The following is a 12,719-nucleotide window of genomic DNA, read 5'->3' as shown; positions in this document are numbered from 1 at the left end:
GCCGGCACCTTCCGGGTGCCGGCCGCCCCGGCCGTTCCGTTCCCCGCTCGATTTCCAGCCCGATTTCCAGCCCGATTCCCAGTCCCGATTCCCAGTCCCGATTCCCCGCCCGCTCCGGATCCGGGAGGACCGCCGTGGCAGACGCCCCGCCCACCCCGCTGTACCGCAACCCCGACTACCAGCGCCTGTGGCTGGCCCACGCCCTGTCCGCGTTCGGCTCGCAGGCGACGTACATCGCGCTTCCCCTGGTCCTGCTGGCGGCCACCCACTCGATCACCGACTTCGGCCTGGTCACCTTCGCCGAGATCGTCTCCTCGCTGTTCGCCAGCTTCCCGGCCGGCGTGCTGGTCGACCGGCTGAGCCGCCGCACCGTGATGCTCTTCTGCGACCTGGCCCGGGCCGCGGCCTTCGCGCTGTTCGCGCTGGCGGTGCTCGCCGACCGGGTGAACCTGCCGCTCGCGGTGGGCCTGGCCGTGCTGAACAGCCTGCTCAGCGCCCCGTTCGGGCCGGCCGCCTCGGCCGCGCTGCGGCACGTGGTGCCGCGCAGCCAGCTGACCACCGCCGTGTCGATGGCGCAGGCCCGCTCGGCGGTCGCCACCCTGGGCGGGCCGATGCTCGGTGCCGCGCTGTACGCCGTCACGCCGGTGCTGCCGTTCGTGGTCGACGCCGCCTCGTTCGCCGCGTCCGCGCTGTGCGTGCTGTTCGTGCGGCTGCCGAAGGAGACGCCGGGCGCGGGGCGTCCGAAGGCCGAACGCCCGCCGTTCCTGCGCGACTTGACCACGGGGCTGGTGGAGGTGCGGCGCAGCGCGTTCCTGCGGTACACGCTGGTGAACGCGGCGCTGGTGAACTTCGTGTTCAGCGGCATCGTGGTGGTGCTGGTCGCGCAGGGCGCGCAGGCCGGGCCCGGCGGCAGCTACCACAACGGGCTGATCATCGCGATGTCCGGCGCGGGCAACCTGGTCGGCGCGGTGTTCTCCGCCAAGGCCGGACGGACCCTCGCCCCGCGCACCCTGGTGCTGGCGGTCTGCTGGAGCACCGCGCTGCTGACCCCGCTGCTCGCGCTCGGCTACGGGGTGGCGTTCACGGCGCTGGTGATCGGCCTGTGCGGCCTGACCTCGCCCGCCGCGAACGCGGTGATCTCCGCGGCCCGGCTGCACTCCGTCCCGGACCACCTGCTGGGCCGGGTGCAGACCGCCTGCGGCATCGCGCCCGCGCTGTTCGTCCCGTTCGGCCCGCTGGTCAGCGGCGCCCTGCTGGACCACTTCTCGGCGTCCACCGTGCTGCTGCTGAACGCGGGCGTGCTGCTGGCGCTGGCCCTCTACAGCACCGTCAGCGGCGGCCTGCGCCGCATCCCCGACCTGCGCGAGCCCCGGGCGGCGGAGCCCGCCGCGCCGAAGGCCCGGACGGTGGAGCCGCGCCCGGTCGAGCCGCGCCCGGTGGCGAACACCTGACCGGGCCGTCGGAACCCGGCGCCCGGCCGTCGGAACCGGGCACCCGGCCGTCGGAACGCGTCGCCCGGCCGTCAGGGCGCGGCGCCGCCGGAGGCCAGGCGGACGGCCGCGAGCGGGACGAAGCCGCCGCTGCCGCCGTCGGTGCCGCCCCCGTCCAGGCGGCGCAGCATGGCGACGGCGATCCGCTGGGCCTGGGCCTTGGCGCGTTCGGTGACGGGGCCGGTGTGGCGGCCGTCGAGGGTGGCGCGCCAGAGCTGGACCCAGCGGCCGAAGTGCGCGGCGGTGAGCGGGGCGACGGCGTGCAGGGCGGCGTGCGGGGCGAGCGCGTTGCCGCGGTAGGCGGCGGTGCGCAGCAGGGCGCTCTCCCAGAAGTCGGTGATCCCGGGGAGGTGGGCCTCCAGGTCGAGGCGGGCGACCTCGGTGAAGTGCGGGCCGATCAGCGGGTCGGCGAAGGCGGCGCGGTAGAAGAGCCGGAGGGCCCGTTCCAGGTCGGCCCGGCTGGTGATGTCCGGCAGTGCCACGGCGGTGTCCTCCTGGTGCTGTCACGCGGGCCGTCACGCGCGCCGCCACCCGCCCTCACGCGCTGTCACGGGCGGTGGCGCGCCGCGGTGCCCGCCCGGCCAGGCTACGCCGGGGCGGTGTCCGGGGGCAGGGCCGTTGGTCCCGTCGGGGGTCGCCACCTGGCAGGATGCTGGTCATGAGCTTCCTCCCTGCGGACGACCGCTATGCCTCGATGACCTACCGCCGCGCCGGGCGCAGCGGCGTGCAGCTGCCCGCCGTGTCGCTCGGCCTGTGGCACAACTTCGGTGACACCCAGCCGCTGGACGTGCAGCGCGCGGTGCTGCGCCGGGCCTTCGACCGGGGGGTGACCCACTTCGACCTGGCGAACAACTACGGCCCGCCGTACGGCAGCGCGGAGCGCAACTTCGGCTACCTGTTCGCGCAGGACTTCCGCCCGTTCCGGGACGAGCTGTTCATCGCCTCGAAGGCGGGCTGGGACATGTGGCCGGGCCCGTACGGGGACGGCGGCAGCCGCAAGTACCTGCTGGCCAGCCTGGACCAGTCGCTGGGCCGGATGGGCCTGGACTACGTCGACGTCTTCTACTCGCACCGGTGGGACCCGACCGTCCCGCTGGAGGAGACCATGGGGGCGCTGGACACGGCGGTGCGCTCGGGCCGGGCGCTGTACGCGGCGATCTCCAACTACCCGGCGGAGCAGCACCGGGAGGCGGTGGCGATCCTGCGCGAGCTGGGCACGCCGTGCCTGCTGAACCAGGCCAGCTACTCGATCCTGAACCGGGAGCCGGAGCAGGGCCTGCTGGACGCGGTGGGCGAGACGCAGACCGCGCTGATCGCCTACTCGCCGCTGGCGCAGGGCCTGTTGACGGACCGCTACCTGTCGGGTGACGTGCCGGCCGGGTCGCGGATGTCGGTGGGCCACTTCCTGAAGGAGGAGGCGCTGACGGACGCCAAGCTGGAGCAGCTGCGGGCGCTGGCGAAGGTCGCGGAGGGCCGCGGACAGAGCCTGGCGCAGCTGGCGCTGTCCTGGGTGCTGCGGGACGAGCGGGTGGTGTCGGTGATCATCGGCGCCTCCAGCGTGAAGCAGCTGGACCAGAACCTGGACGCGCTGGCGGCCGGTCCGCTGACCGCCGAGGAGCTGGCCGAGATCGACCGGCTGAGCAGGTAGCCGACCGGGTAGGCGGCCGGCCGGGCGAGGAGCCGGGTGGACGGGCGGGCGGCCGGGGGAAGTTCGGCCGCCCGCCGGTCCGGGCTCGGGCGGTCCGGGCTCAGGGGCGCACTCAGGGGTGCAGCTTCGGCAGGACGGTCTCGGCGACCCGGTACGCCTCCTCCAGCAGCGGGTTGCCGGACAGGATGAAGGTGTCCACGCCCAACTCCTGGAACTCCCGCAGCCGTTCGACGACCTGCTCGGTGGAGCCGACCACGGCGGTGCCGGGGCCGGGGCGGAACAGGCTCATGCCGGGCCACAGGTTGGGGTGGGTCTCCAGCTCGCGGGCGCGGGCCGGGACCCGGCCGCCGTGCTGGCGGAACTGGCGCTGCCAGCCGACGCCGTCCTCGCCCGCCCGGCCGCCGAGCTGGCGGGCGTAGGTGGCCTCGCTGGTGACGTCGAGCAGCCGGTCGGCGGCGGCCCACGCCTGTTCCTCGGTGTCGCGGACGATCAGGTGCAGGCGCAGGCCGAGCCGCAGGGTGCGGCCGTGGGCGGCGGCGCGTTCGCGGACGCGTTCCAGCTTCTCCTTGAGCAGGTGCGGGGGTTCGCCCCAGGTGAGGTAGACGTCGACGTGCTCGGCGGCGACCTCGATGCCGGCCGGGGACGAGCCGCCGAACCAGAGCGGGATGTGGCCCTCGCGCAGCGGCGGCAGGTCGCGCAGCGAGGCCCCGGCGTTCTTGAGCTGGTAGAACTCGCCTTCGTGGTCGAAGACTTCGCCGCTGGTGAGGCGCTTGACCAGGCTCCAGTACTCGGCGGACAGCCGGTAGCGGTCGTCGTGCTCGACGTGCAGGCCGTACTCGCGCAGCTGGCCGGTGGAGCCGTTGACCACGTTGAAGCGCAGCCGGCCGGGGCCGTGCAGGTGCTCGAAGGAGAGCGCCATCTTGGCCAGCAGGGTGGGCGAGATCAGGCCGGGGTGGACGGCCAGCAGCGGCTGGAAGCCGGGGCCGGTGGCGGCGGCCAGCGCGGAGCCGAGCGCCCACACGTCGTACTGGTCGGTGGCCAGCAGCGCGCCGGTGTAGCCGAGCCGCTCGACGGTGGCGGCCAGGTGCTGGAGGTAGCCGAGGTCGACCGGACGGCGGCCTTCGGGCTCCCACGGGTAGTGGCCCTCGCGCGGGATCAGGTACCAGAGGACTTCGGTGGCCACGGCGCTCAGCCTTCCTGCGCGGCGCGGGCGATGGCGGCGGCGACGGGCTGCTCCAGCTCGGGCAGGTGGATGTCGGCGACGGTGACGGGGCGGTCGATGAAGCCGACGCCGTGGAAGATGTCGGCGGCCTCCTGCTGCTCGGCGACGAACGCGGCGGTGGCGGGCTCCAACCGCCAGGGCAGCGCGGCGAGCGCGGTGTGCCAGTCGGCGGCCTCGCCGCCCTGGTCCTCGGCGGCGAGCGCGGCGGCCTCGGCGGGGTGGGCGGCGGCCCAGTGGTCGGCGCGCTGGAGGGCGGTGACGATGGCGGCGACCACCTCGGGCCGCTGGACGGCGAGTTCGCGGCGGGCGAAGAACACCGAGCGGTCGGTGATGACGTCCCCGGTCCGGATCAGTTCGCGGAACTCGCCGGTGCGGCGGGCGGCGGCGAGTTCCGCGCCCTGGGCGATCCAGCCGGCGATCCGGCCGTCGCGCAGCCGCTCGGCCTCGTCCCCGGCCGGGCGCTCGGCGCTGATGTCGTCGCGGTACGAAAGTCCGTGCTGGTGCAGGGCCTTGGCGAGCAGGTGGGTCTGCCAGGAGCCGATCCCGAGCACCACGGTGGCGCCCTTCAGGTCGGCGACGGAGTGCACCGGGCCGTCGGCGGCGACCAGCAGCGCGCCGTGGTCGGGGCGGGGCGCGGAGACGGCGGTGTAGACGATGTCGTGGCCGGCGGCCTGGGCGGTGATCGGCGGGGTGGAGCCGGTGCCGCCGAAGTCGATGGTGCCGTCGGCCAGGTAGGGGCCGGTCCTGGTGCCGTCCGTGTAGTGGTGGAACTCGGCGCTCTCGCCGAGCGGGGCCAACTCCTGCTGGAGGTAGTCGAGTCGGGCCAGGTGGTAGAGCGACGGGTTGGAGCGGTGCACACCGACGGTGACGGTCATGGCGGTCTCTTCTCTCGGGCGGTGGGTCAGTTGGCGTGCTGCGGTGCGGTGTCCCGGTGCACGCCGAGGTCGGCGAGCAGGCGGCGGCGCAGCGCCGCGAAGTCGGGGTCGGCCGGGTCCCGGGGGTGGTCGACGGCGACGGTCTCGTCGCGGACGAGCGCGCCGTCGCGCAGGACGGCCACCCGGTCGGCGAGCCGGATCGCCTCGTCCACGTCGTGGGTGACCAGCAGGACGGCGGGCCGGTGCTTGCGGCACAGTTCGCCGACCAGGTCCTGCATGCGCAGCCGGGTGAGCGCGTCCAGGGCGGCGAACGGCTCGTCCAGCAGCAGCAGTTCGGGCTCCCGGACCAGGGCCCGGGCGAGCGCGGCGCGCTGCGCCTCGCCGCCGGAGAGGGTGCCGGGCCAGGCGTCGGCGTGGTCGGCGAGGCCGACCTCGGCCAGGGCCCGGCGGCCGGTCTCCCGGGTGGCGGCGCCGCGCGGCAGGCCGACGGTGACGTTGCCCAGGACGCGCTTGGACGGGATCAGCCGGGGTTCCTGGAAGACCACGGTCCGCGAGGGCGGCACGAGCACGGTGCCCCCGTCGGCCCGGTCGAGCGCGCCGAGGATGCGCAGCAGGGTGGTCTTGCCGGTGCCGGACGCGCCGAGCAGGGCCAGGAACTCGCCGCGGGCGATGTCCAGGTCGATGCCGTCCAGGACGGCGCGGGTGCCGAACACCCGGCGCAGGCCCCGGAGGTGGACGGCGGGGGTGCGGGTGTCGCTCATCGTCCGGTCCCCCGCCGTCCGGTGCCGGGGCGCCAGGGCATCAGCACGCGTTCCAGGACGCGCACCGCGCCGTCGGCGGCCAGGCCGAGCAGGCCGTAGATCAGGATGCAGACGGCGAGCACGTCGGTGCGCGAGAAGTTCTGCGCCTGGGCCATCAGGTAGCCGATCCCCTCGGTGGAGTTGATCTCCTCGGCGGCGATCAGCGCGATCACGCTGAGCGTCATCGACAGCCGCAGCCCGGACAGCAGCGCGGGCAGCGCGCCGGGCAGCACCACCTCGCGGACGATCGCCCAGCGGGAGAGCCCGAAGCTGCGCATCGCCTCGACGAGCTTGCGGTCGGTGTTGCGGACGCCGCCGGAGGTGGAGACGTACATCGGGAAGGAGGTGGCGACGCCGATCAGCGCGATCTTCGCGGTCTCGGTGATGCCGAACCAGACCATGAACAGCGGCACCAGCGCCAGGAACGGGACGGTGCGCAGCACCTGGACGGCGGAGTCGAGCAGTTCCTCGCCGAGCCGGAAGAAGCCGGTGACCACGCCGAGCACCAGGCCGGCGCCGGCGCCGAACAGCAGGCCGAGGGCGGCCCGGGTCAGCGAGGTGGACAGCGCGTCGGTGAGCTGCCCGTTGCCCCACAACTCCCGTACGGCCTGGACGACCTGGCCGGGCGAGGCGAGCACGTCGGGGGTGAGCGCGCCGGTCGCGGAGGAGATCTGCCAGGCGGCGAGCAGGGCCAGCGGGCCCAGGGTGCGCAGGGCGAGCGAGACGCCGCGCGGCCGGGTCGTGGCGGCCCGGGCCCGGGGGGCGACCAGCCCGGCGGCCCGGGCCGCCTCGGTGCCGGTCGCCTCCTCGGTGCCGGTCGCCGCCTCGGTGCCGGTCGCCGCCTCGGTGCCGGTCGCCGCCTCGGTGCCGCCGGTGGTGGCCCCGCCGGTGGTGGTGGCGGTGGTCACTTCCCGCTCCCGGCGAGGGAGTTGATGTCGATCAGGTAGGGCTTGACGTCCACCTGGGTCTTGGTGACGCCCTGGTCGGCGTAGAACTTGGCGACCACGTCGAAGCGGGCGGTGTCGGCGGCGGTGATCGGGGCGTCCACGGCGCGCTGCCTGCCGAAGTCGACCGCGATCGTCCGCTCGGCGGGGGTGACGGCGGTCGGCCCGGCGTCGGTGAAGACGTTGAGGTAGGCGGCCGGGTCGGCCTTCTCCTTGGCGCCGTTCTCGTGCAGGTAGTCGTAGAACGCCCGCACCACCTCGGGGTGCTTGTCGGCGAAGGCCGAACGCACCGCCCACACCGCGTAGTTGTCGCTGCCGACGGCCTTGCCGTCGACCAGGAAGTGCGCGTCGGCGTTGGCGATGGCGGGGATCGAGAAGGTGTTCCAGGTCGCCCAGGCGTCGACCTGCCCGGAGTTGAAGACGCCGGAGGTCTGGTCGGCCCGCAGGTAGACCCGCTCGACCTTGTCGGCCGGGATGCCGTTCTTCTCCAGTGCCTTGAGCAGCAGGTACTCGGAGGTGCCGCCCTGCGAGACGGCGACCTTCCGGCCGACCAGGTCCTTGACCTCCTTGATCGGCGAGCCGTTCTTCACCAGGATGCCCTCGCCGGCCTGGTCGGGCTCGGTCTGCGAGAACAGCTTGAAGCCGGGCTTCTGGGCGAGCGCGGCGACCGCCGAGGTGATCGAGCCCTGGGCGACGTCCAGTTGGTCGGCGTTCAGGGCCTGCGCGGCGGGGGCGAACGGGCCGGCGCTGCCGGTCCAGGTCACCTTGGCGTGCACGGCGGCCAGCGCCTTGTCCAGCGAGCCGTCCTGCTTCCCCTTGGCGAGGAAGCCGGAGTTGCCGGGGTCCGGCACTCTCAGCACCACCTCCGCACCGCCCTTCCCGTCGGCCGAGGCCGCGGCGTTCTCGGCGGACGAGCCGCAGGCGGTCAGGGCGAGTGCGGCGACGGCGGTCAGGGCGGTGGCGGCGAGCAGGGAGCGGCGGCGGACGGGGGTGTGCATGGGTCTCTCCAACAGGGGGTGCCGAGCGGGGGTCAGCGGGGGATCAGGAGGGCGGGAGGGGGCGGGCGGTCACGGCCGCCGCGCGAGCAGGTCGCGGGCGGCGGCCAGCGGAGCGGGGTCGGCCCAGGCGTGGACGTCGACCCGGTCGGCGAGGAAGCCGTGGGCGTGCAGGAACTCCTCCTGCCGGGCGAGCAGGTCGAGGCGGTCGGCGGACAGGTCGGGGTGCAGGGTGCGGTGGCCGCCCTCGGCGTACGCGCCGGCGACGCCCTCGGGACCGGCGCCGGTCTCGGCGCCGAGGATGCGGGCCACCTCGCCCGGCTGCCCGGCCGCCCAGTCGGCGGCCCGCAGCAGGACGGCCAAGAAGCGGGCCACCAGCTCGGGGTGCTCGTCCAGCAGTTGCTGGTGGACGGTGATCGGGCGCGGGGTGCCGTTGTTGACCCGGTGCCGGCGGTCCGGCAGCGCGTCCAACTCCACGGCGGGGACGGCCCCGTGGCGGCGGGCGGCCTCGACGGCGAGCGCACCCTTCACGTACACGGCGTCCACCCGGCCGTCCGCCAGCGCGGCGAGTTCGGCCTCCCACTGGCCGCCGCCGGGGGCCGCCTCGACGTCGACCGGTTCGGCGTCGTCGAGGGTGAGCCCGGCCGAGGCGAGCGCCCCGTGGTGGCCGGCCAGCGCCATCGCCCGCCAGAAGTCGATGGCGATCGGGTGCCGGGGCAGGGCGAGCCGCCGTCCGCGCAGCTGCTCGGCGGAGGTGATGCCGCTGCCCTCCCGGACCAGGACGCTCTGCCGCTCCTCGATCCAGGTCAGGCCGATCAGCCTGGTCCGCTCGCCGCGCGAACGCGCCCACAGCGCCGGGACGTTGCCGCCCTCGCGGAAGAGCCCGGCCAGCGCGTGGGTGTAGTGGTGGTCGGCGGCGACCTCCGGCGGGACGTCCTGGAGGGAGCGCACCGCGATGCCCTCGGCCGCGAACTCCTCGGCCAGCCAGCCCCGGTCGGCGGCGATGCCGGTGGCGGTCGGCACGGGGCAGCGGGTGAACCACAGGGTGTCGGGGTACGGCGGCGCGGCGGGGGACGTGCTCATGGCGGGGCTCCGGGGATCAGCGGGCGGCGCGCGCCGGGCCTTCCGCATGGTGGGAAGGCGGGCGCGGCGGGAGAAGGGCTTCGGGCGCGGTCAGCGACAACAGGAGGAGTGGCCCCGGTACGTCTTCACGGTGGACTCCTTCCTGTTCGGACCGGCTGGTGAGCTGAGCGTTCCACCCGGCCGGGGGTGGAATCAAGCCTTGCCAGATGATGGGATCACCTGTTCACGGAAGGCCGGACAGCCGCAATACTGCCGACACACTGCCGCAGTGATCACTCCCATATCCTGGTAAAAGCACGGAAGTTGACCCGACGAGCCGACCCACGAAGAGGTGCGATGCCCGGCCCCGGAACCCTCCCCGCCCCGCCGACCGGCCCGCCGCCCGGCGCCCAGGCGGTCCACCGGGCGCTGGGCCTGCTGCACTGCTTCCACGACAACGGGCCCGACCTGAGCGCCTCCGAACTCGCCCGCCGGATGGGCCTGTCCGTCTCCACCGCGCACCGCCTGGCCCGTACCCTGGTCGCCACCGGCTTCCTCGACCAGGACGAGCGCACCGCCCGCTACCGGCTCGGCCCGGCCGTCGCCGAACTCGGCCAACTCAGCTTCCACCAACGCGGACTGCACCTGGCCGGCCCCGAACTCGCCGAGCTGGCCCGGCGCACCGGCGCCACCGCCGACCTCGCCATCCGCTCCGGCCCGCACGCCGTGATCCTGGTCGGCGGCTCCGTCCTGCCCTCCACCGGCCTCGGCCTGCGCCGCCCGCTGCACTCCACCGCGCTCGGCAAGGTGCTGCTCGCCTGGCCCTCCCCCGCCGAGACGCCGCTGCGCGGACCGCTGCCCGCCTACACGCCGCGCACCCTCACCGACCCGGCCGCCCTCGACGCCGAACTCGCCCGCACCCGCGAGCGCGGCTACGCCCTCAACGACGGCGAGTCCGCCACCGGCGTCCGCACCCTGGCCGTCCCCGTGCTCGACCGCGCCGGCACCGCCCGCTTCGCCCTCGCCGTCCGCTCCACCCCCGCCCACCTGCCCGACGAGGCGCTCCCCCGCACCCTCGCCCACGCCCACACCTGCGCCCGGGCCCTGGCGGTCCTCCTGCTCCCCCCGGACCAGCGCTGAACACGCGGCGAGGCCGTGGCCGGGACGACCTGTCGTCGCCCCGGCCACGGCCTCGCCGGTGGGGTACCGCTCGCGCGCGTTCCCCCGTCGCGTGTCGCGCCCGCTACGCGGCCGGCGCGTACTTGTAGCCGACCCGGCGGACGGTGACGATCGTGTCGCGGTAGGCCGCGCCGAGCTTGCGGCGCAGGCGGGCGACGTGCACGTCGACGGTGCGGCCGTCACCGACGTGGCCGTAGCCCCAGACGGTGTGGACCAGCTGGTCGCGGGTGTGCACCCGGTGCGGGTGCTCGGTGAGGTGGGCGAGGAGCTCGAACTCGAGGTAGGTGAGGTCGAGCAGGGAGCCGTCGACGTACGCGTTGCGGCGGTCCAGGTCGACGGAGATGCCGCTGTCGGCGGGGCGGGTGAACGGGCGGGCCGCGGGGGCCTCGGCGACCGCGGCGGTGGTGGCGGCGGCGCTCTGGCTCTCCGCGGGCACCAGCACCAGGTAGCCCACCAGCGGGGAGTTGGCCGCGCCGAGCTGCGCCAGCAGCGCCTGCGGCAGGACGGACTGCGGGAGGGCGGCGACCACGGCCGCGCCGTCCTGGAGCCCGGCCAGCAGGCTCTCCGGCGCGGGGGCCGGGGCGACGGACACCGGGGCGGGGGCGACGGCCGCGCCCACCGACCGCGGCGGGATCGGCCGCCGGTGCTCGGTCACGGTGGTGGCGGGGGCGAGGTTGGGGAGGGCGCGGACCGCGCGCAGGTGCGGAGTCGAGGTGGTGGCGGCGGTGGCGGTGGCGGTGGCGTACGACATGTGAGGGCTCTTTCGCGCGTGACGGTCGGGGGGTGGTCGTCGTCTGCGCTTCCGGCGCACGGGGGTTGACGGTGGGTCAGGTCCGAGGCCGGGAGGCGCGGGGTGCGCGCCGACAGGTCTGGTCGAAGTGGTGGTTCCGGCGCGAGGGCCAGAACGGTTCGAGGAGGGTGCGAAGGTGCACGGCTGCTCTCCGGAGCGCGGCAGGGGGTCGTCGGGACGCACGGAACCGCCACTCCCCGGCGTCGAGCGGGGAGGAGTGGCGGTGCGTCAGCGACAGCAGGTGCTGTAGATCCGGCCGTGGTCGATGTACCGGCGGACGGTGAGCACGGGGAGTGCGGCGAGGCGGACCGAGACGGTCATGGCGCTGCTCCTCCCCCGAAATGGTGTCGGGCCCGCGGCGGAACGGCAGCGGGCACGGGTACGAGACTTCCACGCCCGGTGCCCGGAAGGCAACCCACTGCACCACCCCATCCGCAGACCGAGACGGAAACCGTCCACCATCCGGACGCCACCGCGCTGACCTGCACGGACGTCAGAAGTCGGCAGCGGCAGTGCAACGGGCGCACAACAACCCCACGACAGCCCCACGACGGCCGCGTCACGGGCGCGCCACGACGGTGCTGCGGGCGCGCCCCGGCGGTGCTACAGCCGCACCCCCGCGCGGGCCGCCGCGTGCTCGACCAGCCGGATCAGCAGCTCCTTGCCGTCCTCGCGCCGCCGTGCGTCGCACAGCAGCACCGGCACCCCGGCCGGCAGGTCGAGCGCGGCACGGACGTCCTCGGGGGCGTAGACCTCGGTGCCCTCGAAGCAGTTGACGGCGACCACGAACGGGATGCCGCGCTGCTCGAAGTAGTCGACCGAGGGGAAGGAGTCGGCCAGCCGCCGGGTGTCGGCGAGGACGACCGCGCCGAGGGCGCCGCGGGCCAGCTCGTCCCAGACGAACCAGAACCTGTCCTGGCCGGGGGTGCCGAACAGGTAGAGGGCCAGGCCGGGCCGGAGGTCGATCCGGCCGAAGTCCATGGCGACGGTGGTGGTGCGCTTGGCCTCCACCCCGGCGGTGTCGTCGACCGGCCGGCCGACCTCGCTGAGCAGCTCCTCGGTGCGCAGCGGGCGGATCTCGCTGACCGCGCCCACCAGGGTGGTCTTGCCCGCGCCGAAGCCGCCGGCGATCAGGATCTTGACCGCGTCGGCGCCCCAGGGGGCTTTGCGGGCGGCGGGGGACGACGGGGCGTCAGAGTGCACGGAGGCCATTGATCACGTCTCGCAGCAGGCGCTCGTCCGGTTGTTGGGCGAGCTGGACGGGTCGGGTGACGCTGATCAGGTCGGCGTCGTGGAGGTCCCCGAGCAGGACCCGGACCACGCTCACCGGCAGGTCGGTGTAGGACCCCAGCTCGGCGACGCTCAGCGGCTCGTCGCGGCAGAGTCCGAGGATCGCGTGGTGTTCCGGGTCGAGCGTGAGGTCGGGCGTGAGCTCGGGCCGGGCGCCGCCGGGGCCGGGGTCCGGCCCGGCGGCGGTGACCAGCGAGATCAGGTCGAACAGGCCGTCGTCGACCGGGCGGGCGCGCCCCCTGGTCATGGAGAAGAGCCGGACCACCGGTCCGGCCTCGTCGTCGAACCAGCGGTCGTCCACCGGGGTGCGGGGGGCGAACAGGTCGACCGGTCCTTCGCCGGCCGCCTGCCCGTCCGCGGTCGCACCGCTGAGGTCGGCCGGGGCGGGGGCCCCGGTCGGCTCGGTCGGCTCGGGCTCGCTCAT

13 protein-coding genes are annotated in these 12,719 nt (G+C 74.9%); 3 read left to right on the top strand and 10 right to left on the bottom strand.

All coding sequences use genetic code 11. From position 1 onward, the window contains the following. Positions 1 to 134: 134 nt before the first annotated feature. A complete protein-coding gene (locus ACIP60_RS02005) occupies positions 135 to 1,451 on the top strand; it encodes an MFS transporter (protein WP_400679009.1) in 1,317 nt (438 codons plus the stop codon). Between the two features lie 71 nt (positions 1,452 to 1,522). On the opposite strand, the gene ACIP60_RS02000 is transcribed toward ACIP60_RS02005, so the two are convergent. Then, positions 1,523 to 1,972 (bottom strand): group III truncated hemoglobin, encoded by a 450-nt coding sequence (locus ACIP60_RS02000; protein WP_400679007.1) that lies wholly within the window; start codon positions 1,970 to 1,972, stop codon positions 1,523 to 1,525. Between the two features lie 176 nt (positions 1,973 to 2,148). Here ACIP60_RS02000 and ACIP60_RS01995 point away from each other — a divergent pair, with 176 nt between their 5' ends. Continuing rightward, on the top strand, positions 2,149 to 3,138 hold the full coding sequence (locus ACIP60_RS01995) for an aldo/keto reductase (RefSeq protein ID WP_400679006.1): 990 nt from the start codon (positions 2,149 to 2,151) through the stop codon (positions 3,136 to 3,138). Positions 3,139 to 3,250: 112 nt separating this feature from the next. Here the strand turns inward: ACIP60_RS01995 and ACIP60_RS01990 are convergent, their stop codons facing one another. From ACIP60_RS01990 to ACIP60_RS01965, 6 genes are all read right to left on the bottom strand, one after another. Continuing rightward, on the bottom strand, positions 3,251 to 4,321 hold the full coding sequence (locus ACIP60_RS01990) for an LLM class flavin-dependent oxidoreductase (RefSeq protein WP_400679005.1): 1,071 nt from the start codon (positions 4,319 to 4,321) through the stop codon (positions 3,251 to 3,253). Between the two features lie 5 nt (positions 4,322 to 4,326). Next, entirely contained in the window at positions 4,327 to 5,235 is a 909-nt protein-coding gene (locus tag ACIP60_RS01985) for an ABC transporter substrate-binding protein (protein ID WP_400679003.1), read from the bottom strand. Positions 5,236 to 5,261: 26 nt separating this feature from the next. Then, positions 5,262 to 5,996, bottom strand: coding sequence for an ABC transporter ATP-binding protein (locus ACIP60_RS01980; RefSeq protein WP_100839551.1), 735 nt, complete (start codon positions 5,994 to 5,996; stop codon positions 5,262 to 5,264). Then, positions 5,993 to 6,805: an ABC transporter permease gene (locus tag ACIP60_RS01975; RefSeq protein ID WP_400679909.1), complete on the bottom strand. Its 813-nt coding sequence runs from the start codon at positions 6,803 to 6,805 to the stop codon at positions 5,993 to 5,995. The genes ACIP60_RS01980 and ACIP60_RS01975 overlap by 4 nt, the downstream gene beginning before the upstream one ends. Before the next feature lie 134 nt (positions 6,806 to 6,939). After that, positions 6,940 to 7,977, bottom strand: a complete 1,038-nt coding sequence (locus tag ACIP60_RS01970) for an NrtA/SsuA/CpmA family ABC transporter substrate-binding protein (RefSeq protein ID WP_400679001.1) — start codon at positions 7,975 to 7,977, stop codon at positions 6,940 to 6,942. A 69-nt stretch (positions 7,978 to 8,046) separates the two neighbouring features. Further along, entirely contained in the window at positions 8,047 to 9,057 is a 1,011-nt protein-coding gene (locus tag ACIP60_RS01965) for an ABC transporter substrate-binding protein (RefSeq protein WP_400679000.1), read from the bottom strand. 336 nt (positions 9,058 to 9,393) lie between these two features. On the opposite strand from ACIP60_RS01965, the gene ACIP60_RS01960 reads away from it, so the two are divergent. Further along, positions 9,394 to 10,176, top strand: a complete 783-nt coding sequence (locus ACIP60_RS01960; RefSeq protein ID WP_100839554.1) for an IclR family transcriptional regulator — start codon at positions 9,394 to 9,396, stop codon at positions 10,174 to 10,176. A gap of 103 nt (positions 10,177 to 10,279) precedes the next feature. On the opposite strand, the gene ACIP60_RS01955 is transcribed toward ACIP60_RS01960, so the two are convergent. From ACIP60_RS01955 to ACIP60_RS01945, 3 genes are all read right to left on the bottom strand, one after another. Next, positions 10,280 to 10,966: a winged helix-turn-helix domain-containing protein gene (locus ACIP60_RS01955; protein WP_400678998.1), complete on the bottom strand. Its 687-nt coding sequence runs from the start codon at positions 10,964 to 10,966 to the stop codon at positions 10,280 to 10,282. A gap of 642 nt (positions 10,967 to 11,608) precedes the next feature. Then, positions 11,609 to 12,217, bottom strand: coding sequence for a GTP-binding protein (locus ACIP60_RS01950; protein ID WP_400678997.1), 609 nt, complete (start codon positions 12,215 to 12,217; stop codon positions 11,609 to 11,611). Beyond that, positions 12,198 to 12,719, bottom strand: a complete 522-nt coding sequence (locus tag ACIP60_RS01945; protein WP_400678996.1) for a DUF742 domain-containing protein — start codon at positions 12,717 to 12,719, stop codon at positions 12,198 to 12,200. The genes ACIP60_RS01950 and ACIP60_RS01945 overlap by 20 nt, the downstream gene beginning before the upstream one ends.

Origin of the sequence: Kitasatospora sp. NPDC088783 (assembly GCF_044750705.1) — a bacterium.
GTDB classification, from domain to species: domain Bacteria; phylum Actinomycetota; class Actinomycetes; order Streptomycetales; family Streptomycetaceae; genus Kitasatospora; species Kitasatospora fiedleri.
Note: the sequence above shows the minus strand (reverse complement) of the source record. Positions and strands in the feature narration are given on the sequence as shown.

Coding starts and splice junctions, on each gene's coding strand:
- ACIP60_RS01995 (WP_400679006.1), top strand. CDS start 2,149: ATGAGCTTCCTCCCTGCGGACGACCGCTATGCCTCGATGACCTACCGC.
- ACIP60_RS01985 (WP_400679003.1), bottom strand. CDS start 5,235: ATGACCGTCACCGTCGGTGTGCACCGCTCCAACCCGTCGCTCTACCAC.
- ACIP60_RS01980 (WP_100839551.1), bottom strand. CDS start 5,996: ATGAGCGACACCCGCACCCCCGCCGTCCACCTCCGGGGCCTGCGCCGG.
- ACIP60_RS01970 (WP_400679001.1), bottom strand. CDS start 7,977: ATGCACACCCCCGTCCGCCGCCGCTCCCTGCTCGCCGCCACCGCCCTG.
- ACIP60_RS01965 (WP_400679000.1), bottom strand. CDS start 9,057: ATGAGCACGTCCCCCGCCGCGCCGCCGTACCCCGACACCCTGTGGTTC.
- ACIP60_RS01960 (WP_100839554.1), top strand. CDS start 9,394: ATGCCCGGCCCCGGAACCCTCCCCGCCCCGCCGACCGGCCCGCCGCCC.
- ACIP60_RS01955 (WP_400678998.1), bottom strand. CDS start 10,966: ATGTCGTACGCCACCGCCACCGCCACCGCCGCCACCACCTCGACTCCG.
- ACIP60_RS01950 (WP_400678997.1), bottom strand. CDS start 12,217: ATGGCCTCCGTGCACTCTGACGCCCCGTCGTCCCCCGCCGCCCGCAAA.
- ACIP60_RS01945 (WP_400678996.1), bottom strand. CDS start 12,719: ATGAGCGAGCCCGAGCCGACCGAGCCGACCGGGGCCCCCGCCCCGGCC.